Consider the following 22,906-nt stretch of genomic DNA (forward strand, 5'->3'; position numbering starts at 1 on the left):
TACCGTTCCGCACAACCGGCTGGGGCGGGGGCTTGCGTGCAACCCCGAAGCGGGGCCTACGTTCGGTTCGGGACGTTAGGATTTTGGTAACCATCATGCGACGCGCGCTTCGGATCGGACTGTTCATCGGCACCCTGATCGGTGTCTCCGCCTGCATGACGGTGGATGGCGGTCAGTCGGGCGCCTATGGTTCGATCGAGGCCGGCCGGACCCGCTGAACCGTCCGCTCAAGGAAATCGTGGCGAAACCGGCCGCATTCCGCTAGGACCGAACAGCGGACGCCGACTGTCGCGCCGCGCTGGTCTTCTCCCCCTTAGATGTTACTCATCGCCATCGTCGTCGTCGTGCTCCTCGTGGTGCTGAACGGCCTGTTCGCTATGACCGAAATGGCGGTCGTCTCGTCCCGGAAATCCAAGCTGCAGAGCCGGGCCGAGCGGGGCGACCGGGGGGCCCGGGCCGCGCTGAAGCTGGCGGAAGAGCCTACCCATTTCCTGTCGGCGGTCCAGGTCGGCATCACCCTGATCGGCATTCTGGCGGGCGCCTACGGTCAGGCCGCCATCGCCGGCGAGCTGACCCGCATCATCGAAACGTCTTTCCCGGCAACGGCCGCCTGGGCCGAGTTCGCTTCGACCGCCCTGGTGGTGGTCTGCATCACCTATGTCTCGCTGATCGTCGGCGAACTGGTGCCCAAGCGGATCGCGCTGATCTTCCCCGAAGCGGTCGCGTCGAAGATGGCGGCGCCGATCTCGACCGTCGCCGTCGTGCTGTCGCCGTTTGTCATGCTGCTGACGGCCTCGACGTCCGGCATCCTGAAACTGCTCGGCGTGAAGGATCGCGATGGATCCGACGTCACCCAGGAGGAGGTCGAGACCATGATCGCGGAGGGTACGTCCGCCGGTCTGATCGAGCCTGAAGAACAGACGATGATCGAGGAGATCCTGACCCTCGGCGACCGTCCGATCCGCGTGGCCATGACGCCGCGCCACGAGGTCTTCTGGATCGCCCTGGACGACACCGAAGAAGTCCTGCGCGAAGAGATTCGCACCTGCCCCTATTCGCGGATCGTCGTGGCCAAGGAGAGCGACGTCGATAATCCGCTGGGCGTCGTCCACAAGAAAGACCTGCTGGACAGCCTGCTCACCAACGGCACCTTCGACATCGAGGCCCTGGTGCAGACTCCGGCCTTCATCCCGCAATCGACCTCCGTGCTGAAGGCGCTCGAGATCCTGAAGTCGTCCAAGGTCCACATGGCCTTCCTTGTCGACGAGTACGGCGCCTTCGAGGGGGTGGTCACGGCCACCGACCTGCTGGAGATGATCGCCGGGGACTTCGACGAGGGGCACGACGACAAGGAGGCCTGGATCCGCCAGCGCGAGGACGGCACCTGGTCGGTCGACGGCCGGACCGACCTGGAGGAGCTCGCGGATGTGCTGGGCGAGGATTTCGGCGACGCCGACGGCTTCCACACCGTGGCCGGCCTGGTGCTGCACCAGCTGTCGCGGGTGCCGGACGAGGGCGAAATCCTTCAGCTCGGCCGGTTCGAGGTCGAGGTCATCGACATGGATGACCGCCGCATCGACAAGCTGTTGTTCAAACAGGTCGTGAACAAGAAAGACGAGGCCGAAGCGGTCGCGGCGCATCTGGATCACTAGAATATTCTCCCTCCCCGTTCGGGGAGGGTGGTCGGAGCGAAGCGGAGACCGGGTGGGGGCGGCTGCGCGATGCGGACGCCGCTGTAAGTGGCTTGCCTTGCCGCCCCCACCCGGTCGCTGCGCGACCACCCTCCCCCGAGGGGGAGGGAGAGGAATAGCCTTGAAATCGCCGGGCCTCTCGGGCATAGCCCCCGGTCTGGCGAGCAGACGCGCCGTTGGGTTCGCCCACGGCGCGCTTCTGTATTGTCTAGGAGCTTAGCTCAGCTGGTAGAGCACCGGTCTCCAAAACCGGGGGTCGTGGGTTCGAATCCCCCAGCTCCTGCCACTTCCCCCTGTTCCCGCAGACTGGGCATCCCCATCTGCGGGGACAGGATCAAGCGTTTACGAAGAGACCCCTAGAGCCCATGGCCAAGTCCAAGTTCACCCCCGGACGCCGCACCGGCAATCCGGCGGCCGGCGCCAAGCCGCAGATGGCCGCCGCCGCCTCGGCCTCGACGGTCACTGTCGACGCGCCCGTGGCCAAGCCGCGCACCTCGCCGGCCCAGTTCTTCAGCCAGGTTCGCGCCGAGGCCCGCAAGATCGTGTGGCCGAGCCGCAAGGAGACCTGGATCACCTCGGTGATGGTCTTCATCATGGTTCTGATCGCCTCGGTCTTCTTCTGGGTCGTGGATGCCGGGCTGGGCTTCGCCTCGCGCTACATCCTCGCCCTCGGCCAGTAAGAAAGAAGGAGACGCGCCCATGACGGATGCAGCGCCCGCAACCAAACCGGCCTCGAACCCGCGCCACAAGTGGTACATCGTCCACGCCTATTCGAACTTCGAGAAGAAGGTCGCCCAGCACATCCGCGACCAGGCCAAGCAACGCGATCTGGAGGACTGCTTCTCCGAGATCCTGGTGCCGACCGAGGACGTCGTCGAGATCCGTCGCGGCCGCAAGGTCAACTCGGAACGCAAATTCTTCCCGGGCTACGTGCTGGTGAAGATGGAACTGACCGACGACGCCTATCACCTGGTCAAGGACACGCCGAAGGTCACGGGCTTCCTGGGTGCGGCGGGCGGCACCAAGCCGCTGCCGGTCTCGGAACGTGAGGTCCAGGCCATCATCGGTCAGGTGGAAGAGGGCGTCGAACGTCCGAAGCCCACGATCCGCTTCGACATCGGCGAGACCGTCAAGGTCATCGACGGCCCGTTCGCCAGCTTCGACGGCCAGGTGGAGAGCGTCGACGAGGACGCCGCCCGCCTGCGCGTCGCCGTGTCGATCTTCGGACGGCCGACCCCGGTGGATCTGGAATACAGCCAGGTCGAGAAGAGCGCGGCCTAAGCCTCTTCTACAGTTTGCGATTTGCAGCGGCGGTCCCTCGGGGCCGCCGTTTGCTTTTGCGGGGGCGCTCCGCTATACGCGCGCCTTCGCTTCGCCCGGCTCGCCGGACGATGCGGTAAATCCGTGGGAGGCAGCCATGCCCGACCACGGCTCACCGGCCCCGATTAGCTTCGGGGTCATTCACAGGAGAGACCAATGGCCAAGAAGATTCTGGGCTATATCAAGCTGCAGGTGCCGGCCGGTTCGGCCACGCCTTCCCCCCCGATCGGGCCCGCACTGGGTCAACGCGGCGTGAACATCATGGGCTTCGTCAAGGAGTTCAACGCGCGCACCGAGAAGGAAGTCAAAGGCACCCCCCTGCCGACCGTGATCACGGTCTACCAGGACAAGAGCTTCACCTTCGTCACCAAGACCCCGCCGGCCACCCACTACATCAAGCAGGCCGTGGGCATCACCTCGGGCTCCAAGCTGACGGGCCGCGAGACGGTCGGTTCGATCACCCGCACCCAGCTGCGCGAGATCGCCGAGAAGAAGATGAAGGACCTGAACGCCAACGATCTGGATGCCGCCGCGCGCATCATCGAAGGTTCCGCCAAGGCCATCGGCCTCAACATCGTGGAGCGCTGAGCATGGCGAAGCAAACCAAGGCTCACAAGGCCCGCACCGGCGTCACCCAGGATCTGGTGGCGTTCAACGAAGCCATCAAGCTGGTCAAGGATAACGCCAAGGCCAAGTTCGACGAGTCGATCGAGATCGCCGTCAACCTGGGCGTCGATCCGCGTCACGCCGACCAGCAGGTCCGTGGCGTGGTGAACCTGCCGTCGGGGACGGGGCGTGACGTTCGCGTGGCCGTGTTCGCGAAGGACGCGAAGGCTGACGAAGCCCGCGCGGCCGGCGCCGAGCACGTCGGCGCCGAGGATCTGTACGAGAAGATCAACGGCGGCTTCATGGAGTTCGACCGCGTCATCGCGTCGCCGGACATGATGGCCCTGGTCGGTCGTCTGGGTAAGGTGCTGGGCCCGCGCGGCATGATGCCGAACCCCAAGGTCGGCACCGTGACCCCGAACATCGGTCAGGCCGTCAAGGACGCCAAGGGCGGCGCCGTCGAGTTCCGCGTCGAGAAGGCCGGTATCGCCCATGGCGGCATCGGCAAGGCCTCCTTCACCCAGGAAGCCCTCGAAGCCAACGTGAAGGCCTATGTGGACGCGCTGAACCGCGCCAAGCCGGCCGGCGCCAAGGGCACCTACGTCAAGCGCATCACCCTGTCCTCGACGATGGGCCCGGGCGTGAAGATCGATCCGGCGTCGCTGACGGCCTGATCGACTTCTGACCAACAAGAACGCGGCCCCGGAGAGAAATCTCCGGGGCCGTTTTCGTTTGCGCTCATTGCAGTATGCGGAGCCGAAAGACTGACTGCAAAAATCCGGCGACGTGAACCGCCGACACCGCAATCGGGAGCGCCGATACCGCCAATGGCGCTAATAGCCGGCGGTGAACCGGGCGCGGCTGTGTTTCGGACGTTCCAGCTCGTCGACCATGGCGATGGCGTAGTCGGAGAAGCCGATGCGGCTCTCGCCCTTTGCGTCGACGATCAGCTGTTCCGTGCCGGTCCGGAACGCACCCAGGCGCGGCGTCTCCTCGATGATTGCGGCGGGTGAGAAGAAGGTCCAATCGATCTGCGTCTCGGCGCGCAGGTCGTCGAGGAAGGCGACCCCTGCTTCTGCCGGGATGCGCCATTCCTCAGGGAATTCCGGGCTGTCGATCAGGCGCACCCCCGGCGCGACCTCCAGAGTGGCGGCGCCTCCGGTGACCAGCAGGCGCGGCACGCCGGCGGCCTTCAACGCGGACAGCAGGGTCGCGGCGGGCACATCGAAATGCAGGGCGCTGATGACCGCGTCCGAACCCTTGATCAGGGCGGCGAGGGCAGGGGCGTCCGAGGCGTCGCCGGCGACGGCGGTGATGCGGGCGCCGGTCGGGATGGCTTCCGGTTTGCGGGCGACGGCGGTGACCGTGTGGCCGCGTGCGGCGAGCTCGCGGGTGATCTCTGATCCGGCGCGGCCGCTGGCCCCGAGGACGGTGACGTTCATGGAAGACTCCTGTAGGTATCGAATAGATACCAAGTGTGCTATCCATACCAAATGGACAAGAACGCACCTCAGGCTCAGCAGGTTACCGCGGAGGTACTGCCCCCCGACCTGGGACTGCCTGATGTCTTCGCGGCCGACTGTCCGACGCGTCAGATGCTGGATCGGATCGGCGACAAGTGGACCGTGCTGGTGGTGCAGGTGCTGGACCAGGGGCCGATGCGGTTCAATGGCCTGAAGCGGCGCATCGGCGGGGTGTCGCAGAAGATGCTGGCCCAGACGTTGAAGGCTCTGGAGCGCGATGGGCTTGTGTCGCGCCATGTGTTCGCGACGACGCCGGTGACGGTGGAATACGCCCTGACGCCGCTCGGCGGTACGCTGGTCGGTGCGCTGTCGCCGCTGATCGCCTGGTCCGAGGGGAAGATCGGGGAGGTGACGGCGGCGCGGGCGACGTTCGACGCGCGCGAACCGGCGGGCTGGGCGTGACTTGGGACAGCCCCGACCGTCGCCGGTCGGAGCATTCAGTCCGTTCTCGGGATCAGGCGGACAGACGTCGTTGCTGGACGATCAGCACGGCGGCGCCCGCAAGCGTCAGGCCCAGCAGGATCATCGCCCATTCCGAGAGCGTGGGAACCGGAGCTGGAACAGTCGGGGTGAACGTGGCGGAGAAGGGCAGGTCGCGGACGCTGACGCCGCCGCCGTTCAGCGTGGTCGTGTTGCCGAACACCCGGGAGCCGGGCGCATAGGTCCCCGCCTCGTTCTGTCCGTATGTGCCGGTTTCCGCGGGGTTGGCGAGCCGCACCGCCAGAACGTAGATCTTGGCGGGATCCAGCACAACGCCGCCTGTGGTGAAGGTCACCGGCGTGATGGCGGTGGCGGTCACCGACACGGGGGCGCCCGTCCATACGACGGTCGTGGGGTAGGGTTGGGGGTCGCCTGTCCATTCGTAGACGAACGGTATGACCGAGAGGGTCGCTGTGTTCCGGCGCAGGTACAGGGTGTAGCTGTCCAGACGCCCTGACGGCGGGCTGACGGATTGGCCGATGACGCTCTGAATGCCCGTCTGAAGCGGGAAGGTCGCGTTATAGGCGCTGTCGCCGATCGTCTGGGCCGAGGCGGTGGATCCGCCGAACATGACAATTGCGAGCGCGACCGGAGCCAAGACGCGAACGAACAACTCTACAAATCGACGAAACAAGACTTCCCCCGGGACAATCAAGAGCGTGAACGATCGCTCCGCCGCGTACGCGACACGACCGTATAGGTTTAGCGTAACACCTTGGGCACGTTAGAGAAACGGGCCGCACGTCCCAGATTTGGGACGTCGTGCCGCTTCAGTGCGCCTAGCGAAACGCCCGGACACCGGGCGGCACCTCGGGTGGGATGGCGAAAGTCTCCGCGCCGCTCTTGCCATTGCGATGTTGCTCTCGCGCGCGCGCGCGGCACCGGGACGGGGTCATGCCCCAGGCGGTGCGGAAGGCGCGACCGGCGGCGGTGTGGTTTTCCAGACCCCAACGGCGGAAGACCTCGGCGATGTTCTGGCTCGCCATGGACGGATCGGACAGGTCACGAAAGACCCCGGTCAGACGCCGGCCAAGGATGTATCGGCCGATGCCGCCGTGCGGCTCGAACATCCGGTAGAGGGTCGGGCGGGTGACGAAAAACTCGCGCGCCAAAAGGTCGGGGCTGAGCTCCAGGTCGCCGATCTGGCGGTCGATACGCCGGCAGACGGCGCGGAACTGGCTCTGGCGCAGCTGGGCGCGGGTCGCCGCCGGGGTGCGGCCGAGGGCGTTGACGACCTCGGCGATCAGGCCCGCGGCGGACCGGCTCCACTCGAGCCCCTCGACCACGGTCAGGCCCGGCCCCTTGAACCACATCTCGTCCAGATGTTCGCGGACCAGGATGCCGGCCTCGGTGTCGCGCCGCAGCACCACGCCGTGCAGGTCGTCGGGGTCCAGCAGCAGGGGCAGGAGAAGGTCCCGGTCAATGATGACCGACAGGTTGTCGGGGCCGTCGCTGCGGATGGCGGACGGCCGGGTCAGGTCCAGCATAGCGACGTCGCCCGGTCGGACCTCGCGCTCGGCGCCGTCCGTGGTCAGATGAAAGCCGTTGGTGCGGTAGAACTGGACGTGAAGCTGATCGGCGCCGGTGCGGGCTATGGTCTCCGGGTTGCGGACCATGATGGAGGCGGACGCTCGCGACATGCCCAGCTTGACCGGACCGTAGTCGTAGAGGGCGAAGTCCATCTCATAGGCCGCGCGCGCCTCAGGCGGGGCGTCCAGTTCGAACATGGTGGCCAGCAGTTCGCGGCAGGCGGCAAAGGGATCGGCGTAGTCGGCCCCGACGTGGGCGGCCAGATAAGGCAGGCGATCCGGTCGGACGTCGTCCGTCATGCGCGTTCCCATCGTCAAGCTTGCAGCCGACCTTGTTTCTAGCGCTGATAGAGGCGGACCAATTCGACCATACGTCTCAAAATGGAAGGATGGCGGCCTGTCACGCCTTGGGCGAGGCGCCGCGCGCGAAGACAGGGCTCAACAGGAACGGTCCGCCGATCGCCAGCACGCCGACCAGGATCAGGGTGCTCCATTCCGACATCGTTGGGACGGCGGTCGCGCACGTCACTGCGACACTGGCCACGCCGTAGGGGGTGACGACCACCGCAGCGGAGTCGGCGACACCAGAGCCGTTCGCGATGATACAGGTCTGTCCAGCGGGCTGGCCCGCCACGGTGACCGAATAGGCGTCGTCGAGCGTGACCCACATCGGAAAGGTGAATGCCCCATTGGCGCTGACCGTCAGGTCGTCGCCGCCGTTGTTCCGCAGCACTACGGACTGGCCGGAGCCGAGACCGCTGACCGTGCCGCCGACCGTCGGAAACGCGCAAAGGGTTATCGAATCAACGGCCTGAGAACATGCGTTGAGGCACGGCGCCCCGAGCCCGGAGCAGCTGGACGTGCATGTGTCGATATTGTTGATGCCACCGATCTGGCATCCGAACTTGCAGGGTCCATCGTCCCCGCAGGCGGCATCGCACCGGCCGACGGCGGATTGTTGGCATATGCTGCTTGGGATCCCGTCGATGATCGGTCGGGGAGGAGTTTGAGCGGAGACCGAAGGTGCGCCGACGAGGCCGCCGAGGGCCAGGACCGCCATGAACAGTCCGCCGTGAATCCACCTGAACACGCCGACACCCCCGTCATGCCCCTCCGAGCTGGAGGCTCCGAGTGTCACGCGTACCCATGCGGTTGCGGGCGTCGAGGCAAAACGACGACATGCAATCACTTTGAGACGCAGGGTCGAAAACGGGGCTGAAAACCCGCTGGAAATTCGCACGCCTCCTCCAGCAAAGGCAGGAGAAGATCGCGTTCAACAGGTTGCCGGCACATTGTCCGGACCCTCGGTACGGGTGGCGACCGGACGGGAAAGGTCGAGCATGCCGGTTCGGGGCGGGGTAATTCGACCGTGCATCTCAAAGCGAAGCTGCAGCATCTCGAAGTCTTGCGGTGGGGCGGGCCTGTGCGCTTAAGCGGCGCCGTGCGCAGCCGTTTGCTGCGCCCCTGGGGGTGGCATGACGAAGAGTTTGAAGCGTGCGGCGGCGCTGGGCGCGGCAGCGTGGGTGATGTTGATTCCGGCGACACCGGCCCTGACCAAGGCGGTCTGCACCGGGGTGAGCCAGACGTTCACGCCAAGCGTCTCACGCGGTGAGAGGACCGACCCCGCCCAGCCCTATTCGTGGGTGGCGCCGGCCGGCGTGACCAGTGTCACCATCCGCGCGGCCGGGGCTGCGGGCGGAGAAGGCGACGGAGTCTTTCCCGGCCTCGGCGCGAGGGTAGAGGCGACGTATCCCGTGACGCCGGGCGAGCGGCTTTGCATCGTCGTCGGCGTCGAGGGTGAGCAGGACAGCGGCGCCGCGACCAGCGGCGGCGGGGGGTCCTTCGTCTTCTCGTCCGGCGTGGCGCCGTGCCTGTTCGGCGACGCGTCGGCCGCCAATCTTCTGGTCGCGGCGGGAGGCGGCGGATCGACCGCTTTCTTCACCAATGGTCTGCCGGGTCGCGCGACCGGCCTTGGGGCGGGAACGGCAGGCGCCCTGGCCGGGTCAGCCTATGCCGGAGGTCCCGCAGGCGGCGTCGGGGGCAATGGCGGCGGCGGGGCCTTCGGCGGGGGCGGGGGCGGCCTCCTGACCGGTGGTGGCACTGGCAGCAGCGGCGACAATGGCCAGGCCCTGATCGCCGGCGGCGCCGGGGGTCTCGAGCGAGGCTCTTCAGGCAGCGGCGGCTTCGGCGGCGGCGGGGCGGGCGGCGGCGGTGGCGGGTACAACGGCGGCGGCGGCGGCGGCAATGCTTCTGCACGACCCGGCGGGGGCGGGGGGTCGTTCAGCAGCGTCCTTCCGACCAGCGCGACGGACGGGGTGCAGTCCGGCAGCGGCGAGGTGTCCCTTTGCTATACGCCCGGACCCGCGCCGGTCCCGACGCTGACCGAGTGGGCAATGATCGGGCTGGCGGGACTGCTGGCGCTGTTTGGGCTGGCATTGATGGAGCGGCGCCGATGGGTGCGCTGACCCGTCGTCAGAAGCGAGCGGCGGCGCTGGGCGCGGCGGTCTGGGTGATGGTCATGCCCGCAGGGCCGGCTCTGACCCAGTCGATCTGTGGCGGGACCAGCCAGACATTCTCCCCTTCGGCTTCTGCAGGATCGAGGACTGACGGCACCCAGCCTTTCCATTGGACAGCGCCGGCAGGCGTAACCAGCGTTGTCGTTCGGGCGAGGGGCGCCGAGGGCGGCGCGAGCACCCTGAGCGCCGGTGGTCGGGGCGCCGAGATTCTGGCGACCTATCCGGTGACGCCGGGCGAGCGGCTGTGCATCGTCGTCGGGGTGGCGGGTCAGGAGACCTTCGACTTTTCCGGTGGCGGAGGCGGCGCGTCCTTCGTCTTTTCCTCGGGGGCGCTGCCCTGCCTGCTGAGCAACGCCTCGGTCGCCAACCTTCGGGTCGCGGCGGCAGGCGGCGGCGGCGCCTACTATTTCAATGGGGGCTTGCCCGGACGGGCGGCAGGGGTGGGGATCGGAGCTGCCGGCGCGGTGTCAGGCTCGGGCGCGGCCGGAGGCGGGACTGACGGTCGGGGAGGAGGCTCAGACGGTTCGATGGGCGGCGGCGGCGGCGGTTTGCTGACCGATGGCGGGATGTCGTTCTACGGTTACCCTGGCCAGGCTCTGATCCATGGCGGCGGCGGCGGGGGGCCGAATATCGGAAGCACCGGAGACGGCGGGTTCGGCGGCGGGGGCTTCGGTGGCGGTGGCGGCGGCTATAACGGCGGGGCAGGCGCGGGCGGTGGTTCCAGTACCTGGCCCGGCGGCGGCGGCGGGTCGTTCAGCAGCGTCGTCCCGACGAGCGCCCAGGACGGGCAGCAGGCGGGTAACGGCGAGGTATCGCTGTGCTTCTCTGCTGCGCCTGCGCCGGTTCCGACCCTGAGCGAGTGGGCGATGATCGGGCTGATGGGTCTGCTGGCGATGTTCGGCCTGGTGCTGATGGACCGGCGCCGGCGGTTCCCGGCCTGACCCGGTTGCTTTCCACGCGCCATCCTGTATAGAGCGCGCCTTCCCGTCAGAGCTTCGGCCCTGACGGTCCTGTCCGAGAACTTCGGGGTCTGGGGGTCACCCGGGCCATAAATGTCAGAGAGCCCTCTGACGCCGTGGGGAGATAGCGACGCAGACGACGCACGGTCGGCCCGGTTTCCGGGACGGAACCCCGTCAGAGCATCCTTTCGGACATCGCTACCGACCTGAACGCAATGCGGCGACGCATGGCGCTTTGGTCAATCGCCGTCGGGAATAAGCCCGGCGTCGAACCTCAAGACTGGAGACCGCAATGGACCGCGCACAAAAGGCCGAGTCGATCGAAACGCTGAAGGGCGTTTTCACCGACGCCGGCGCCGTGGTCGTGACCCACAACCTGGGTCTGACCGTTGCGGAAATGGAAGACCTGCGGGGCCGTCTGCGCACCGCCGGCGGAGCGTTCAAGGTGGTCAAGAACCGCCTGGCGCTGAAGGCTCTCGACGCCGCCGAAGGTTCCGAACACCACGCCCTGTTCAAGGGTCCGGTGGGCATCGCCTTCGCACCCGACGCCGTGACCGCCGCCAAGGTCACCGCCGAATACGCCAAGGGCAACGACAAGTTCGTCGTTCTGGGCGGCTTCATGGGTGACAAGGTTCTGGACGCGAAAGGCGTGGAGACTCTCTCCAAGCTGCCGTCGCTGGATCAGATCCGCGCTTCGTTCCTGGGCCTGCTCATGACGCCTGCGACCCGTATCGCCGGCATCACGCAAGCTCCGGCCGCCCAACTGGCCCGCGTTTTCAACGCGTACGCCACCAAGGACGCCGCGTAAGCCGCAAGCTTACGAAGCAAGCCGCTTCCATCTCTGCAAACCTCTACTGAACCCCATCCTCCGAAGGAAAATCTGATCATGGCCGACCTGTCCAAAATCGTCGAAGACCTGTCCTCGCTGACCGTCCTCGAAGCCGCCGAACTGTCCAAGCTGCTGGAAGAAAAGTGGGGCGTCAGCGCCGCCGCTCCGGTCGCCATGGCCGCCGCTGCCGGTGGCGGCGCCGCCGCTCCGGCTGAAGCCGCCGAAGAGCAAACCGAGTTCACCGTCGTCCTGCTGGACGGTGGCGACAAGAAGATCAACGTCATCAAGGAAGTCCGTGGCGTGCGTTCGGACCTGGGTCTGAAGGAAGCCAAGGACCTGGTCGAAGGCGCTCCGCAGAACGTCGTCGAGAACGTCTCCAAGCAGAACGCCGACGAAGTCGCCAAGAAGCTGACGGAAGCCGGCGCCAAGGTGCAAATCAAGTAAGAAGACCCTCACGGGTTATTCTGGAGAGGGCCGGGGGAAACCCCGGCCTTTTTCTTTGGGCGACGCCCGCCCCGGCCGCAGCTGCAAATCAGGCGGCGACTACGTCCCTGAATTACAAGCCCGATCACGTCCCAAAATAGGGATGTTCAGCGTTGAGTGACATCGGTACGCACCCATGATCGTTCATCCACGAGGGAACCCATGCTCGAAACTCTCCTTGCGCGCGTCAGCGCCTGGGCTCGACCGAAGCTTGCGACGTGCCGTCCGTCGGGATCAGCCCGTCGAAGCGGGGCCGCGAACAAGCGCCTGATGTTCTCGATTCTCCTGCTTGGCTTTGGCGCGGCCGCGACCTCGGCCGCCGCGACGCCGATCACGTACACGGTGACCGGCGCCTACGCCGGCGTCGGAGAAGGCACGTTTTCCGGCACCTTCACCTACGACGCGACCACAAACGTCTATAGTGCTGTGAACATCACCGCCACGGCGGGCACGGCCGCCCCCGGTCGGACCTACACCGCCGCTTCTCCGACCTTCTCCGGATCAGGCGTCCTCAGGGCGGTGGAGAATCCCCTTGTGGTCGGAACCAGCAGAGGTCTCCCGATCGTGTTCAGCGCACCGCTCACCAACGCGGGCGGGTCGGTCACCATCACCGGAGGCACCGAAGGGATCTGCCAGGACGCCCAGTGCGGCACTCGTGGGTCCCCGTTGAGAAATATCGCGTCCGGGACGGTCGTCGGTCCGGCCCCGGTCCCGACCCTGTCGGAATGGGCGATGATCCTGTTCGGCACGATCCTGGCGGGCGGCGCGGCGCTTGTGATCCAGCGTCGACGGATGACAGCCTGACGGGCCGAGACCGCCTCAGGTTATTCTGGAAAGGGCCGAGGGCAACCCCGGCCCTTTTCGTTTGGGCGGATGCCGATGGCTACCAGTCCCATGCCGGCGTATCGGTCCGCGGGTCCGACAGGATCTGGAGCGACGCGTCGAACCCGGTCGTCGGCAGGGGGCTGTCCTCGAGGTCGGCGGGCGGGACGGGTGCGGGTTTGCCCGTGGTTGACGAGGGCTCCGACACAGGGTTGCAGATGATCCGCGTCAGATCGATCGTCCGGTCGTCGAACCGGAGAATCTCGATCCCCGTGAGGATGTCGTTCCCGTCGAGGCCTCGAACCTCGTAGCGGCCGTCCGGCGTCTCGAAGATCTTGTAACGGGACGAGAGGCCGGAGAAGACCGCCTCGTCCCAGCCGGCGCCGCCGTCCAGACGATCGTCGCCGCGCCCGCCGATCAGGACGTCGTTTCCGCTCAAACCCATCAGGATATCGTGGCCGTCGTTCCCTGTAAGCCGGTCCGCCCCTTGCGCACCGGTCAGGTAGTCGTCCGCTGCGGAGCCGGTAATGGCATTGGGCAGGCTCTGCAGCCGTACCTGGAAGACGTCGTAGAAGTTGGTCACGTCCCCGACGTAGCGGGCGTAGCTGACCACGACGTCGCCGTTGGGCAGGACGGCGAGGCCCGGCGGCTCGCCCGGCGTGCCGAGGCCGCTGGCGACGACCAGGGTCTGGCCATTCCGGCTGCCGTCCGCGAAGAAGGCGCCGACCGCGATGGAGCTTGAAGAGGGGCCGGCGAACTGCTCCCAGGCGACGGTGAAGCCGCCATCGGGGGTGGCGACCACGGTGTGCAGAAGCTGGGCCCCTCCCGGCGCCGTCTGGACGAGAAAGCGGTCGCCGGACGTCCGGCCGTCGCTCGCCAGCAACTGACCATAGAGGCCGTCGGTCTGGGCCCACACCACGGCGAACCCTCCGTCGGTGAGGCGGACGATCTCCGGCGTGGTCTGGGCGCCGTCGCGCGGAATGCGCAGGGGGGCGCCGATCCTGGCGCCCCCGGCATCATAGGCCTGAACCGCGATGACGGCTTCGCCTGGATTGTTGGCGCGCCAGACGGCGATGAAGCCGGTGTCGGTGGCCGTCACGCTGGACAGGCTGGCGATCTGGTCGTCGTCGAGGGCGAAGGCGCCCCCCCGGGGCAGGCCGGCGGCGTCGTAGATGCGGGCGGACACGCCCGAGAAGGGATAGTCGACCGCGTGGGTCCAGGTCACGACGAAGCCGCCGCCGGGGAGCGCCGTGAGTTGCTGGGAGGAGCCGCCGGTGCTGACCTGGGTCTCCGGGCCGACCCTGTTTCCTGAGACGTCGAAGACCTGGACGAAGACGCCGAGTGCGGCGGGATCGCCCGCGCCGCCGCCCGGGACAGTCCCGTCCCAGATGATCGCATAGCCGCCGTTCGCCAGCAGGGTGATCTGCGGATTGCGCTGGGAATAGGCGGTCGTGGTGTTGATCAGGGTCTCGCCGCCGACTCGGACGCCAGCGGCGTCGAAGCGCTGGAGATAGACGCCGTAGCCCTGATCCGGCTCGCCGGCGCCCGACCAGACCGTGATGTAGCCGCCGTCCCGGAGGGCTATGGATTGCGGCGCGGACTGGCGGCTGTTGGCATAGGTGTGAACACGGGCTTCAGGCGTAAGCGCATAGGGCATGGGTACTGATCCAGCAGGCTGCGCTGGAAGGCTTACAGGCCGTGACGATAGGCGACAACCTGAGCGGCAGAAGCCTCTCCTACCGCCCTCGCGCCGTCATGATCTCGCCGATCCGGTCGCGCGTGCCCTCGATCCGCTCGAGGCGCGGGTAGCGCAGGCCGCCCGTGTAGCCGAGGTCGATGGTGCGGATGCGCTGGCCCTGACGCAGGATCAGGCGGATGGGAGCCTCACCCGACTTTGCGGCGGTGACGGCCTCGCGCAGGACCTCGGGGGTCGCGACGCGGTCGCCGACGGCGATCAGGTCCCAGCCGACGCCGATGCCGGCCTCGAAGGCCGGGCCGCCCCACTGGATGGCGGAGATGCGCTGGGTCGTGCCGGTCAGGGTGAAGCCGAGGGAATAGCGGAAGTCCGAGCCCCAGTTTCCGTTGACGGCCTTCTCGTCGGCATTCGGCTCCTCGACATAGATCAGGCGGTAGCCGCCGCGCGCCAGCCCATCGAGCGGCGCGCGGGCGTCGGGGCCTGCGGCGTCGAGGCGGGTGCGCAGGAAAGTGGCCCAGTCATAGGGCTGGACCGCGTTCAGGGCGGCGACGACGTCGGCGAACGTATAGCCCTGTGGCGTCCACGAGCCGTCCGTGCCTTCCGGCGAGAAGAAGCGACGGGCGAAGTCGTCGAGCGATTTCCGGTCGCGGCTGAGCTCGCGGATCAGGGTGTCGGCGTCGAGCCAGATCAGGGCGGCCTCGTCATAGTAGTCGCCGGTGCCGCGCATCCACGACGCCCACTGACCGGGCACGCGATAGCCGAGCAGGTTGTGGTTGTTGGTGTCCTGCAGGTTCCGCCACGCGCGGCCAGGCTGGTTCTCGTAGAAGGCGGCGCGGTCGGCGAGACCGATCAAGGCCTGGGCCTTCGTATGCAGGCCGGCGCGCGCGGAGAGAACGTCGCCCCAGTATTCGGTCTGACCCTCGTAGACCCACAGCAGGCTGTTCTCGGTCGGGACGTTGTAGTTGGCGGTCAGCTCATCGGCCGGCCGCATGAACTTGCCGTTCCAGGAGTGGGTGTATTCGTGGGGCAGCAGGGCGCGGTTGCCGGCCGACTTGTTCCAGGCGGTGAAATAGTCGGGCGAGGCGGTGTTCTCGGAACTGCGGTGATGCTCGAGGCCGATGCCGCCCAGCTGGTCGGTCAGGGCCAGCAGGAACTCGTACCGGTCATAGTGGCGCGAGCCGTAGAGGCGGTCCGCCTGGGTCACCATGGCGGTGTAGAGGCCGATCTGTTCGTCGGTGGGGGCCAGATTGGCGGCCGTGTCGGCGACGATGTTCAGGTGGACGTCCTCGCCGTCGGCGTCGATGTCGATGCGGCGATAGTGCTCGCCCGCGAACATCGGGCTGTCGACGAGGGTGTAGAGGTTCACGGGCGCGAAGGTCGCGACGCCGTTCTCGAACGAGGTGGTCTCCAGCGCCACGCCGTACTGCCAGCCCTCGGGCAGTTTGATGCTGGGGGCGAAGGTGATGCCGGTCGAGCGATAGCCGGCCGGGTAGAGCAGGGCCTTTTCCCACTCCATGTTGATGATCGACGGGGTCATGACCACGCGCCAGACGGCGTTGTCGGGCTGGGTCAGCCACTGGAACTCGGCGACGATCTCGGTCGCGCCCTCGGGGACGTCGATGTGGAAGGCGTAGGGATCGACGGCGTCGCGGCGCCATTCGACGCGCTGGCCGGCGGCGGTGAGGGTCAGGCCGGCGAGCAGCTGGATGGGGCCGGAGTCGGCGTGGTTGCCCGGCAGGTATTTCGGATAGAGGAGCGTCAGACTGCGGCTGGCGACCGGAATGGTCTGGCGCACCGAGATGACGCGGTGGTCCAGGTCGGTGGCGTCGACCTCGTATTTGATGACGCCGGGATAGGTCTCCTGCGTCGGGGCCGGGATCAGGGGGCTGTCCGGGAAGCCGCCGATGTCGGGGGTGGTCGGGCCGCGGGGCGTGGTCTGGGCCGCCGAGGGCGAGGCGCTCGCGATCAGAAGGGCAGCGAGGCAGGCGGAGGCGGCGAGACGCGACATGAAGGCGATCCGGGACTGACGGCGGGGGGCCGCAGAGGACGCTGGGGGCGAACTCAGGTCAAGGGTTGGCGGTGAAGCAGGGAGCCGTCGCCGTAGGAATAGAACCGGTAGCCGTCGGCGACCGCGTGGGCGTAGGCGGCCTTCATCGCGTCGAGGCCGGCGAAGGCGCTGACCAGCATGAACAGGGTCGACTTCGGCAGGTGGAAGTTGGTCATCAGGACGTCGGCGGCGCGGAAGCGATAGCCGGGGGTGATAAAGATAGCCGTGTCGCCGTGGAAGGGGCGGATCTCGCCCTCCGGCGTCGTTGCCGATTCCAGAAGGCGCAGGGAGGTGGTGCCGACGCAGACGATGCGGCCGCCGGCGGCGTGGACGGCGTTGAGGGCGGCGGCCGTCTCAGGCGACACCTCTCCCCATTCGGAGTGCATCTTGTGCTCCGAAGTGTCGTCCGCCTTGACCGGCAGGAAAGTGCCGGCGCCGACGTGCAGGGTGACGGCGTGGGCGGTGACGCCTTTCGCGCGGATGGCGTCGAGCAGGCGGGGCGTGAAGTGCAGGCCCGCCGTGGGGGCGGCGACGGAGCCGTCGTGCTCGGCGAAGACGGTCTGGTAGTCCGAGCGGTCGCGATCGTCCTCGGGTCGTTTGGCGGCGATATAGGGCGGAAGGGGCATAACGCCGACATCGCGGATGGCGTCGTCGAGGGCGGGGCCGGTGAGGTCGAACCTCAGGGTGATCAGGCCGTCGTCGTGCTTGGCCTCGACGGTGGCGCTCAGGGTCTGGAATACGATCCGGTCACCGGGCTTGATGCGCTTGCCCGGCTTCATGAAGGCGGACCAGACGTCGGGGGCGTCGCGGTGGTGGAGGGTGGCCTCGACCTCGACCGTCAGGGTCTCGCCCTCGGGGCCGCCGACGACAGGGTTGGGGCGCTCGCGAACCCCGGACAGGCGGGCGGGGATGACCCGGGTGTCGTTGAACACCAGGGCGTCGCCGGGGCGCAGGAAGTCGGGCAGGTCGGAGATGACGTGGTCGGCGAGGTCGCCGTCCCGGACCACCAGCAGGCGGGCGCTGTCGCGCGGTTCGGCGGGCCGCAGGGCGATGCGGTCCTCGGGCAGGTCGAAGTCGAAGTCGGCGGTCTTCATGGTCGGCGCGAATGGCCATGCGGGCGGGGCGGGGTCAAGGCCGTCCGGCGGTCGAGGGCGGAGCGACCTTGTGTCCGGGCGACCGGGCGCTGCGGTCCTGTCATACTGGGCGCATGAAAATCCTGACCCTGTTCGCCGCCTCCGCCTTGGCCCTGTCCGTCGCCGCCTGCGAGGACGGCGCCTCCGCCCTGCAGGACATCCAGGACACCGCCGCCCAGGCCGAGGCGACGCTGGAGACCGTCAACACCCGTACCGCCCAGGTGCAGCAGGCCATCGACAATCCGGGCGGGGCGCTGCTGGCGGCCGTCGGGGCGACCTTCTCGAAGACGGCGACGGATCAGCCGGGCGTCTATGTGCTGACCGACCTGCAGACCGGGTGTCAGTTCCTGGGTACCTATGCGGCGGACGGGACGACTGTCAGTTCGATCGCGCCGCGCGTGGAAGCTGCGCAGGGCGGCGGGACGCAGCAGCGCTGCGTGGCCATCCCGGGCGTAGCCCGTTCCGAAGCCGCCGAGACCGAAGCCGAGGGCTGATCGCCAAAACGCCCGGCCGTGCTAGGCTCGCGATCGGTGTTCGCGAGGGGGCTGGCATGTTCGTACCCGTCTGGGCTTTGGTTCTGGCCGCGTTTCTCGCGGTCGTGTTCGTGATGTGGGCTCTGGCGGTCGCGCGGGGGCGCAATCCGCTTCCCTTCCCCGACGGCGGATCGAGGATTTTCGCCGCCGCCTCGCCCGAGGGAAAGGACACCGTCGTCGCCCTGCTGGATCGGCACGGCAAGACGGCGCGCTTCGTGATGGACGGCGGGGGGGTGTCCCGGACCATCCTGTGGGACGGGACGATCATCAATCACACCGTGCCCGAGGTGCACGAGAAGCTGGGCTTCGCGGCGGCCAGCATCGGTCTGGTGGCCGGCAGGCCGGTGAAAGCGGCGAACGAGGCGGCGGACTTCCTGAGGTCGCGCGGCTTCGAGGCCGAGGTGGTTCAGGACGTCGAGGTCGGCCTGCCGATCACCTTCGTCCGCACCAACGCCATGGTCGGGACGGTGATCAACTTCCGCAAATCCATCCTCCATATGCCGAAGCCGCAGAAGGCGTGACGCGCGGCGTCACCCTGGACTGGAAGACCGGGTTCGAGATCGAGCTGATGGCGCCGCCCGGCCTGTCGCGGCGCGATCTGGCGAAGGCGACGGCGAAACGGGTCGGCGGGACGGTCGAGCGCTTCTTTCATCCGCAGTCCGAGCCCAGCGCCGTCGAGGGACGGCCGGTGTTCGAGAACCTGACGCCGGGCTTTCGCGTGCGGGACGGGCGGGGCCGCTGGGTCGCCTCGTTCGTCGACGACCTGACGCTGCAGCGCGATCTGGACCGGGCGCGTGCGCCGCTGGCCGAGTGGCGCAGGATCGTGGCCGATGACGGACGATTGCTGAGGCTGGTCGAGCGGCATTGCGATCCGGACACGACGGGCGATGCGACGCTGGAGCCGCTGGCGGCCCTGTTCGGGACGGAGGCCCAGCGGCACGAGGCCGGGATGGTGCGGGTGGCGGATGCGAACGGGCGCTCGGTGGCCATAGATGCGCCCCTGCCCGGAGAGCGGGAGCGGCCTTGCGAGATCGTGACGGCGCCGATCGAGGCGGATCATGAGGCCGTTCTGGAGGGTTTGCTGGCCGATGCGCGGGGGCTGGGGTTTTCCGTGCCGGTCGAGGGGGCGACCCATGTGCATTTCGACGGCGAGGCCCTGTGTTCGGCGCGAGCCATCGCGGGACTGGTCCAGGTGTGGACGCATCACGGCGAGGCGCTGAAGCGGTTGGTCGCGGTTAATCGCGCTTGCGTGCGGTTGGGCGACTGGCCGGCCGGGTTGGCCGAACTGACCGCTGGCCAGGCGTTCGCCGCGATGGACTGGGCCGAGGCGAAGACGGCGCTGGGCGGGGTCGGCTTGAGCAAATACTGCGACCTCAACCTGATGAATCTGCTGACGGGGCGGGCGGAGAAGCACACGGTCGAGGTGCGGGTGTTGCCCGCCTCGCTCGATGTCGCGCGGCTGATGGCGGCGGCGGGCCTTTTTGAAGGCGTCCTCGGATGGTGCCGGGACCGCGAGCCGGGCGAGACGACCCCGGGGACGATGCTCGAACTGTTGATGCGTTCGCCGATGGACGATGTCGCGCGTGGGCTGTGGCTGGAGCAGATGCGCCACGACAAGGCCGCTTTCACCTAGAGAATTCCGTCGTATAGTCGGCTCGGCCGGGGGCGGCCGTGATCCTTCGTGGAGCCATGACGATGAGCAGCACTTTCAAGGCGCGCGTGCGCCGTCTGTCGGCCGGGCTGTTGATGTCCAGCGCCGTCGCGCTCGTCCTGTTCGGCCAGCCTGCCCAGGCCATGCCGCAGCAGCGCGCGTACGACGCCTTCTTCTCGTCGCGCTACAACTACTGTGACGCCAAGCTGGTGGGCGCGCTCTACGGCCAGGACGCCGACGGCGGCAAGGTCATCATCGGCCAGAAGATCCTCAACGGCATCGGCACGAACGTGCCGGTCGTGCTCCGCGAGAGCCGTGGTTACGGCAACGCCTGCGAGTGGGAGGACACGGGCCTCGAATATTCCGACGCCCAGGTGCTGGCCGAGACCTGGGGCTTCTCGGATCCGTACGACGCAAAGCTCAAGGCCGCGGACCTGTTCACCAACGGGCGTGAGCAGCAGGTCCGGAACGGTCTCGGCGCCTAGGAGGCGGCTCGGGCTGGAATCTTTCGTCCAACGACTGAAGGCCAGCTAGCGGTCCTCGCCGCCGTGCCGGTCCTTGGGCGCGATGTAGTGGCGGTCGAGGTCGGCGGGGTCCATCCGATGACCGGTCGCGTCGGCGACGACGGCGACGATGTCTTCGTCGCTCTTGCCGGCGTCGCGCATCTGCTCGATCTCGTCGCTGATCATCTCGACGAACTCGGGGACCTCAAAGCGCTCTTCGCCCAGGCCGAGCGCCTGACGCAGGCTGCGCTGGGCCTTGATCGCTTCGTCGAGGCTGAAGGTCAGTTGGTCGGGCATGCTGGTCTCCGTTGCGGGACCAGAGAACCGTTCGGCGGACGCAGGGTTGCATGAACCGTGAACCCGAAGAAGGGCGGCGCATTCAGCCCGCATGCGCATCCGCGACTTCATCCCCTCCGTCCTCATCGGCGCCGTCGCCAGCGCCCGCTCCATGACGCCGATGGCGGCGCTGGCGGGCGCACACCTGTTGCGGCGCGAGACGCCGGGGCGGCTGATCCTGCTGGACAAGCCGCTGTTCACCGCCGGGGCCCTGGCGATGGGGGTGGGCGAGCTCTACGGCGACAAGATGAAGTCGGCGCCGGACCGGACGGTGTTCCTGGGTCTGCTGGCGCGGGTCATGAGCGCGGGGATCGCGGGCGCGGCCTTGGCGCCAAAGGGGTACGAACGTGAAGGTGCGGCGCTGGCTGTCGGGACGGCTGTGCCTATGGCCTATCTGACGCTGTCGGCGAGAAAGAAGGCGATGGCGGAAATCGGCCAGACGAAGAGCGGGTTCATCGAGGACGCCCTGATCGTCGCGGCCGGCATCGCGGTCGTGGCCTGGGCAATCGGGCGGCGCTGAGACTGGCTTTGCGTTGACCGGGCGGCCCTTAGGCGGCAAACCCGCGCCATGCTGCAGAACCTCGAAACCCTGGCTCGCGAAGCCAAGTCCTGGCCCTTCGAACAGTCGCGGGCCCTGCTGGACCACGTGCTGAAGAAGCGTTTGTCCGACAGCGAGCGGGATGCGGCGAAACTGCTGATCGACGCGGGCAAGGCGGACGAGGCCGTGGCGACGTTCGAGGCGCTGAAACGGCCCGTGGTGCTGGAGACGGGCTATGGTCCGTCGGGCCTGCCGCACATGGGGACCTTCGGCGAGGTGGCGCGCACGACGATGGTGCGGAACGCCTTCCGGGCGCTGACCGGCGACCATTGGAAGACGCGGCTGATCGCGTTTTCAGACGACATGGACGGTCTGCGGAAAGTGCCCGAGGGGGTGCCGAATCCGGAGATGCTGCGCGAGGACCTGCATCTGTCGCTGACGCGGGTGCGCGATCCGTTCGGGACGCACGACAGCTTCGGCGCGCACAACAATGCGCGTCTGCGCGCCTTCCTCGACGGGTTCGGCTTCGACTACGAATTCATGTCCTCGACCGAGACCTACAGGAGCGGTCGGTTCGACGAGGTGCTGCTGCGGCTGCTGGAGCGGTTCGACGCCGTGCAGGCCATCATGCTGCCGACGCTGGGGGAGGAACGCCGCGCGACCTATTCGCCCTTCCTGCCGGTCAGTCCGATCACCGGTCAGGTGCTGCAGGTGCCGACGCTGGAGCGGAACGTCGAGAAGGGAACCATCGTCTTCGACGACCCCGCGGGCGGGCGCACCGAGCTGCCGGTCACCGGCGGCCATGTGAAGCTACAGTGGAAGCCCGACTGGGCCATGCGCTGGACCGCGCTGGACGTCGACTACGAGATGTCGGGCAAGGACCTGATCGAAAGCGTTCGCGAGAGCGGCAAGATTTGTCGCGCCCTGGGCGGGGTCGCGCCGGAGGGGTTCAACTTCGAGCTCTTCCTCGACATCGAAGGCAAGAAAATCTCCAAGTCCAAGGGCAACGGTCTGACGATGGACGAGTGGCTGCGTTACGGCACGCCGGAGTCACTGAGCTGGTACATGTTCCAGTCGCCAAAGTCGGCCAAGTCGCTGCACTTCAACGTCATTCCGCGCGCGATCGATGATTATCTGGGGGCGATCGACGCCTACAGGAGCCAGGAGCCGGCCAAGCAGATCGACAACGCCGTCTGGTCGATCCACGCCGGATCGCCGCCCGAGGTCGCCTCGCCGGTGTCGTTCGCCCTGCTGCTGAACCTCGTCGGAGTGGCGAACGCATCGTCCAAGGCGCAGCTGTGGGCCTATTTCGCCAAGTACCTGCCGGATGCGACGCCTGCGAACGAGCCCGTGCTCGACGGGCTGATGGACCGGGCGCTGAACTACTACGAGGACTTCGTGAAGCCGACGAAGTCGTACCGCCTGCCGGACGACAAGGAGAAGGCGGCGCTGCTGGATCTGGCGGGGCGGCTGAAGGCCTTGCCGGCGGACACGACCGACGGCGAGCTGATCCAGGGCGAGGTCTATGCCGTGGGCAAGGAACACGCGTTCGAACCCCTGCGCGGCTGGTTCGGGGCGCTATACGAGGTTTTGCTGGGCGCGTCGCAGGGGCCGCGATTCGGCTCGTTCGCGGCGATCTACGGTCTGGCGCAGACGATCCAGTTGATCGAGGCCGGGGCGAACGGGGAACTGGCGGGGTAGCGATCCGCAA

At 67.6% G+C, this 22,906-nt stretch carries 26 protein-coding genes and 1 tRNA gene; 19 read left to right on the forward strand and 8 right to left on the reverse strand.

What is annotated here, in order from left to right; genetic code table 11:
• The first annotated feature begins 95 nt into the window (after positions 1-95).
• The 7 genes from ACQY68_RS06345 (at position 96) to rplA (ending at position 4,291) form a co-directional block, all read left to right on the forward strand.
• Positions 96-218, forward strand: a complete 123-nt coding sequence (locus ACQY68_RS06345) for a hypothetical protein (RefSeq protein WP_428152205.1) — start codon at positions 96-98, stop codon at positions 216-218.
• 99 nt (positions 219-317) lie between these two features.
• Complete coding sequence (locus ACQY68_RS06350; protein ID WP_428152206.1) at positions 318-1,652, forward strand: hemolysin family protein; 1,335 nt, start codon at positions 318-320, stop codon at positions 1,650-1,652.
• A 249-nt stretch (positions 1,653-1,901) separates the two neighbouring features.
• A tRNA-Trp gene (locus ACQY68_RS06355) sits at positions 1,902-1,977 on the forward strand.
• A 79-nt stretch (positions 1,978-2,056) separates the two neighbouring features.
• Positions 2,057-2,371 carry a preprotein translocase subunit SecE gene (secE, locus tag ACQY68_RS06360; protein ID WP_428152207.1) on the forward strand — a complete coding sequence of 105 codons (315 nt, stop codon included), beginning with the start codon at positions 2,057-2,059 and terminating at the stop codon, positions 2,369-2,371.
• Between the two features lie 19 nt (positions 2,372-2,390).
• Positions 2,391-2,972: a transcription termination/antitermination protein NusG gene (gene nusG, locus ACQY68_RS06365; protein WP_428152208.1), complete on the forward strand. Its 582-nt coding sequence runs from the start codon at positions 2,391-2,393 to the stop codon at positions 2,970-2,972.
• A 195-nt stretch (positions 2,973-3,167) separates the two neighbouring features.
• Complete coding sequence (gene rplK / locus ACQY68_RS06370; protein WP_298163331.1) at positions 3,168-3,599, forward strand: 50S ribosomal protein L11; 432 nt, start codon at positions 3,168-3,170, stop codon at positions 3,597-3,599.
• A 2-nt stretch (positions 3,600-3,601) separates the two neighbouring features.
• Positions 3,602-4,291, forward strand: coding sequence for a 50S ribosomal protein L1 (gene rplA / locus ACQY68_RS06375; protein WP_428152209.1), 690 nt, complete (start codon positions 3,602-3,604; stop codon positions 4,289-4,291).
• A 159-nt stretch (positions 4,292-4,450) separates the two neighbouring features.
• On the opposite strand, the gene ACQY68_RS06380 is transcribed toward rplA, so the two are convergent.
• Positions 4,451-5,059 carry an NAD(P)-dependent oxidoreductase gene (locus tag ACQY68_RS06380; protein WP_428152210.1) on the reverse strand — a complete coding sequence of 203 codons (609 nt, stop codon included), beginning with the start codon at positions 5,057-5,059 and terminating at the stop codon, positions 4,451-4,453.
• 153 nt (positions 5,060-5,212) lie between these two features.
• Between ACQY68_RS06380 and ACQY68_RS06385 the strand changes: the two genes are divergently transcribed.
• The gene (locus tag ACQY68_RS06385; RefSeq protein ID WP_428152211.1) at positions 5,213-5,542 is read left to right on the forward strand and encodes a winged helix-turn-helix transcriptional regulator; all 330 of its coding nucleotides are present in this window, start codon (positions 5,213-5,215) and stop codon (positions 5,540-5,542) included.
• Positions 5,543-5,594: 52 nt separating this feature from the next.
• On the opposite strand, the gene ACQY68_RS06390 is transcribed toward ACQY68_RS06385, so the two are convergent.
• The 3 genes from ACQY68_RS06390 to ACQY68_RS06400 form a co-directional block, all read right to left on the reverse strand.
• Positions 5,595-6,191, reverse strand: coding sequence for an IPTL-CTERM sorting domain-containing protein (locus ACQY68_RS06390; protein ID WP_428152212.1), 597 nt, complete (start codon positions 6,189-6,191; stop codon positions 5,595-5,597).
• Between the two features lie 208 nt (positions 6,192-6,399).
• Positions 6,400-7,449 carry a helix-turn-helix domain-containing protein gene (locus ACQY68_RS06395; protein WP_428152213.1) on the reverse strand — a complete coding sequence of 350 codons (1,050 nt, stop codon included), beginning with the start codon at positions 7,447-7,449 and terminating at the stop codon, positions 6,400-6,402.
• 100 nt (positions 7,450-7,549) lie between these two features.
• Complete coding sequence (locus tag ACQY68_RS06400; RefSeq protein ID WP_428152214.1) at positions 7,550-8,209, reverse strand: hypothetical protein; 660 nt, start codon at positions 8,207-8,209, stop codon at positions 7,550-7,552.
• A gap of 415 nt (positions 8,210-8,624) precedes the next feature.
• Between ACQY68_RS06400 and ACQY68_RS06405 the strand changes: the two genes are divergently transcribed.
• The 5 genes from ACQY68_RS06405 to ACQY68_RS06425 all read left to right on the forward strand — a co-directional run bounded on the left by ACQY68_RS06405 (position 8,625) and on the right by ACQY68_RS06425 (position 12,740).
• Complete coding sequence (locus tag ACQY68_RS06405; RefSeq protein ID WP_428152215.1) at positions 8,625-9,614, forward strand: IPTL-CTERM sorting domain-containing protein; 990 nt, start codon at positions 8,625-8,627, stop codon at positions 9,612-9,614.
• Complete coding sequence (locus ACQY68_RS06410; protein ID WP_428152216.1) at positions 9,602-10,606, forward strand: IPTL-CTERM sorting domain-containing protein; 1,005 nt, start codon at positions 9,602-9,604, stop codon at positions 10,604-10,606. Before ACQY68_RS06405 ends, ACQY68_RS06410 begins: the two co-directional genes overlap by 13 nt.
• 310 nt (positions 10,607-10,916) lie before the next feature.
• Positions 10,917-11,432: a 50S ribosomal protein L10 gene (gene rplJ / locus ACQY68_RS06415; protein ID WP_428152217.1), complete on the forward strand. Its 516-nt coding sequence runs from the start codon at positions 10,917-10,919 to the stop codon at positions 11,430-11,432.
• A 78-nt stretch (positions 11,433-11,510) separates the two neighbouring features.
• Entirely contained in the window at positions 11,511-11,897 is a 387-nt protein-coding gene (rplL, locus tag ACQY68_RS06420) for a 50S ribosomal protein L7/L12 (RefSeq protein ID WP_428152218.1), read from the forward strand.
• Between the two features lie 309 nt (positions 11,898-12,206).
• Positions 12,207-12,740 carry an IPTL-CTERM sorting domain-containing protein gene (locus ACQY68_RS06425; protein WP_428152219.1) on the forward strand — a complete coding sequence of 178 codons (534 nt, stop codon included), beginning with the start codon at positions 12,207-12,209 and terminating at the stop codon, positions 12,738-12,740.
• A gap of 79 nt (positions 12,741-12,819) precedes the next feature.
• Here ACQY68_RS06425 and ACQY68_RS06430 read toward each other — a convergent pair whose 3' ends face one another.
• The 3 genes from ACQY68_RS06430 to queA all read right to left on the reverse strand — a co-directional run bounded on the left by ACQY68_RS06430 (position 12,820) and on the right by queA (position 17,595).
• Entirely contained in the window at positions 12,820-14,415 is a 1,596-nt protein-coding gene (locus ACQY68_RS06430) for a calcium-binding protein (RefSeq protein ID WP_428152220.1), read from the reverse strand.
• Between the two features lie 79 nt (positions 14,416-14,494).
• Complete coding sequence (locus ACQY68_RS06435; protein WP_428152221.1) at positions 14,495-16,462, reverse strand: M61 family metallopeptidase; 1,968 nt, start codon at positions 16,460-16,462, stop codon at positions 14,495-14,497.
• Positions 16,463-16,515: 53 nt separating this feature from the next.
• The gene (gene queA / locus ACQY68_RS06440; RefSeq protein ID WP_428152222.1) at positions 16,516-17,595 is read right to left on the reverse strand and encodes a tRNA preQ1(34) S-adenosylmethionine ribosyltransferase-isomerase QueA; all 1,080 of its coding nucleotides are present in this window, start codon (positions 17,593-17,595) and stop codon (positions 16,516-16,518) included.
• A 113-nt stretch (positions 17,596-17,708) separates the two neighbouring features.
• On the opposite strand from queA, the gene ACQY68_RS06445 reads away from it, so the two are divergent.
• The 4 genes from ACQY68_RS06445 to ACQY68_RS06460 all read left to right on the forward strand — a co-directional run bounded on the left by ACQY68_RS06445 (position 17,709) and on the right by ACQY68_RS06460 (position 20,303).
• Positions 17,709-18,128: a hypothetical protein gene (locus ACQY68_RS06445; RefSeq protein WP_428152223.1), complete on the forward strand. Its 420-nt coding sequence runs from the start codon at positions 17,709-17,711 to the stop codon at positions 18,126-18,128.
• A 56-nt stretch (positions 18,129-18,184) separates the two neighbouring features.
• Positions 18,185-18,688 (forward strand): hypothetical protein, encoded by a 504-nt coding sequence (locus tag ACQY68_RS06450; protein WP_428152224.1) that lies wholly within the window; start codon positions 18,185-18,187, stop codon positions 18,686-18,688.
• The gene (locus ACQY68_RS06455) at positions 18,685-19,800 is read left to right on the forward strand and encodes an amidoligase family protein (protein WP_428152225.1); all 1,116 of its coding nucleotides are present in this window, start codon (positions 18,685-18,687) and stop codon (positions 19,798-19,800) included. Before ACQY68_RS06450 ends, ACQY68_RS06455 begins: the two co-directional genes overlap by 4 nt.
• A gap of 62 nt (positions 19,801-19,862) precedes the next feature.
• Positions 19,863-20,303 (forward strand): hypothetical protein, encoded by a 441-nt coding sequence (locus ACQY68_RS06460; RefSeq protein ID WP_428152226.1) that lies wholly within the window; start codon positions 19,863-19,865, stop codon positions 20,301-20,303.
• Between the two features lie 45 nt (positions 20,304-20,348).
• Here ACQY68_RS06460 and ACQY68_RS06465 read toward each other — a convergent pair whose 3' ends face one another.
• The gene (locus ACQY68_RS06465) at positions 20,349-20,618 is read right to left on the reverse strand and encodes a hypothetical protein (protein ID WP_428152227.1); all 270 of its coding nucleotides are present in this window, start codon (positions 20,616-20,618) and stop codon (positions 20,349-20,351) included.
• Positions 20,619-20,709: 91 nt separating this feature from the next.
• Here ACQY68_RS06465 and ACQY68_RS06470 point away from each other — a divergent pair, with 91 nt between their 5' ends.
• A complete protein-coding gene (locus tag ACQY68_RS06470) occupies positions 20,710-21,177 on the forward strand; it encodes a hypothetical protein (RefSeq protein ID WP_428152228.1) in 468 nt (155 codons plus the stop codon).
• 48 nt (positions 21,178-21,225) lie between these two features.
• A complete protein-coding gene (locus ACQY68_RS06475; protein WP_428152229.1) occupies positions 21,226-22,896 on the forward strand; it encodes a lysine--tRNA ligase in 1,671 nt (556 codons plus the stop codon).
• Positions 22,897-22,906 lie beyond the last annotated feature (10 nt).

Origin of the sequence: Brevundimonas sp. (assembly GCF_965278935.1) — a bacterium.
Taxonomy (GTDB): domain Bacteria; phylum Pseudomonadota; class Alphaproteobacteria; order Caulobacterales; family Caulobacteraceae; genus Brevundimonas.

What these genes read in the sequence shown, in the direction of transcription:
- rplJ (WP_428152217.1), top strand. Translation starts at nt 10,917, where the DNA reads ATGGACCGCGCACAAAAGGCCGAGTCGATCGAAACGCTGAAGGGCGTT.
- ACQY68_RS06465 (WP_428152227.1), bottom strand. Translation starts at nt 20,618, where the DNA reads ATGCCCGACCAACTGACCTTCAGCCTCGACGAAGCGATCAAGGCCCAG.
- ACQY68_RS06400 (WP_428152214.1), bottom strand. Translation starts at nt 8,209, where the DNA reads ATGGCGGTCCTGGCCCTCGGCGGCCTCGTCGGCGCACCTTCGGTCTCC.
- ACQY68_RS06470 (WP_428152228.1), top strand. Translation starts at nt 20,710, where the DNA reads ATGCGCATCCGCGACTTCATCCCCTCCGTCCTCATCGGCGCCGTCGCC.
- ACQY68_RS06460 (WP_428152226.1), top strand. Translation starts at nt 19,863, where the DNA reads ATGAGCAGCACTTTCAAGGCGCGCGTGCGCCGTCTGTCGGCCGGGCTG.
- ACQY68_RS06475 (WP_428152229.1), top strand. Translation starts at nt 21,226, where the DNA reads ATGCTGCAGAACCTCGAAACCCTGGCTCGCGAAGCCAAGTCCTGGCCC.
- ACQY68_RS06385 (WP_428152211.1), top strand. Translation starts at nt 5,213, where the DNA reads ATGCTGGATCGGATCGGCGACAAGTGGACCGTGCTGGTGGTGCAGGTG.
- nusG (WP_428152208.1), top strand. Translation starts at nt 2,391, where the DNA reads ATGACGGATGCAGCGCCCGCAACCAAACCGGCCTCGAACCCGCGCCAC.
- ACQY68_RS06405 (WP_428152215.1), top strand. Translation starts at nt 8,625, where the DNA reads ATGACGAAGAGTTTGAAGCGTGCGGCGGCGCTGGGCGCGGCAGCGTGG.
- ACQY68_RS06410 (WP_428152216.1), top strand. Translation starts at nt 9,602, where the DNA reads ATGGGTGCGCTGACCCGTCGTCAGAAGCGAGCGGCGGCGCTGGGCGCG.
- ACQY68_RS06390 (WP_428152212.1), bottom strand. Translation starts at nt 6,191, where the DNA reads ATGTTCGGCGGATCCACCGCCTCGGCCCAGACGATCGGCGACAGCGCC.
- secE (WP_428152207.1), top strand. Translation starts at nt 2,057, where the DNA reads ATGGCCAAGTCCAAGTTCACCCCCGGACGCCGCACCGGCAATCCGGCG.
- ACQY68_RS06450 (WP_428152224.1), top strand. Translation starts at nt 18,185, where the DNA reads ATGTTCGTACCCGTCTGGGCTTTGGTTCTGGCCGCGTTTCTCGCGGTC.
- ACQY68_RS06425 (WP_428152219.1), top strand. Translation starts at nt 12,207, where the DNA reads ATGTTCTCGATTCTCCTGCTTGGCTTTGGCGCGGCCGCGACCTCGGCC.
- ACQY68_RS06435 (WP_428152221.1), bottom strand. Translation starts at nt 16,462, where the DNA reads ATGTCGCGTCTCGCCGCCTCCGCCTGCCTCGCTGCCCTTCTGATCGCG.
- ACQY68_RS06380 (WP_428152210.1), bottom strand. Translation starts at nt 5,059, where the DNA reads ATGAACGTCACCGTCCTCGGGGCCAGCGGCCGCGCCGGATCAGAGATC.
- ACQY68_RS06395 (WP_428152213.1), bottom strand. Translation starts at nt 7,449, where the DNA reads ATGACGGACGACGTCCGACCGGATCGCCTGCCTTATCTGGCCGCCCAC.
- rplL (WP_428152218.1), top strand. Translation starts at nt 11,511, where the DNA reads ATGGCCGACCTGTCCAAAATCGTCGAAGACCTGTCCTCGCTGACCGTC.
- rplA (WP_428152209.1), top strand. Translation starts at nt 3,602, where the DNA reads ATGGCGAAGCAAACCAAGGCTCACAAGGCCCGCACCGGCGTCACCCAG.
- queA (WP_428152222.1), bottom strand. Translation starts at nt 17,595, where the DNA reads ATGAAGACCGCCGACTTCGACTTCGACCTGCCCGAGGACCGCATCGCC.
- ACQY68_RS06445 (WP_428152223.1), top strand. Translation starts at nt 17,709, where the DNA reads ATGAAAATCCTGACCCTGTTCGCCGCCTCCGCCTTGGCCCTGTCCGTC.
- ACQY68_RS06350 (WP_428152206.1), top strand. Translation starts at nt 318, where the DNA reads ATGTTACTCATCGCCATCGTCGTCGTCGTGCTCCTCGTGGTGCTGAAC.
- ACQY68_RS06345 (WP_428152205.1), top strand. Translation starts at nt 96, where the DNA reads ATGCGACGCGCGCTTCGGATCGGACTGTTCATCGGCACCCTGATCGGT.
- rplK (WP_298163331.1), top strand. Translation starts at nt 3,168, where the DNA reads ATGGCCAAGAAGATTCTGGGCTATATCAAGCTGCAGGTGCCGGCCGGT.
- ACQY68_RS06430 (WP_428152220.1), bottom strand. Translation starts at nt 14,415, where the DNA reads ATGCCCTATGCGCTTACGCCTGAAGCCCGTGTTCACACCTATGCCAAC.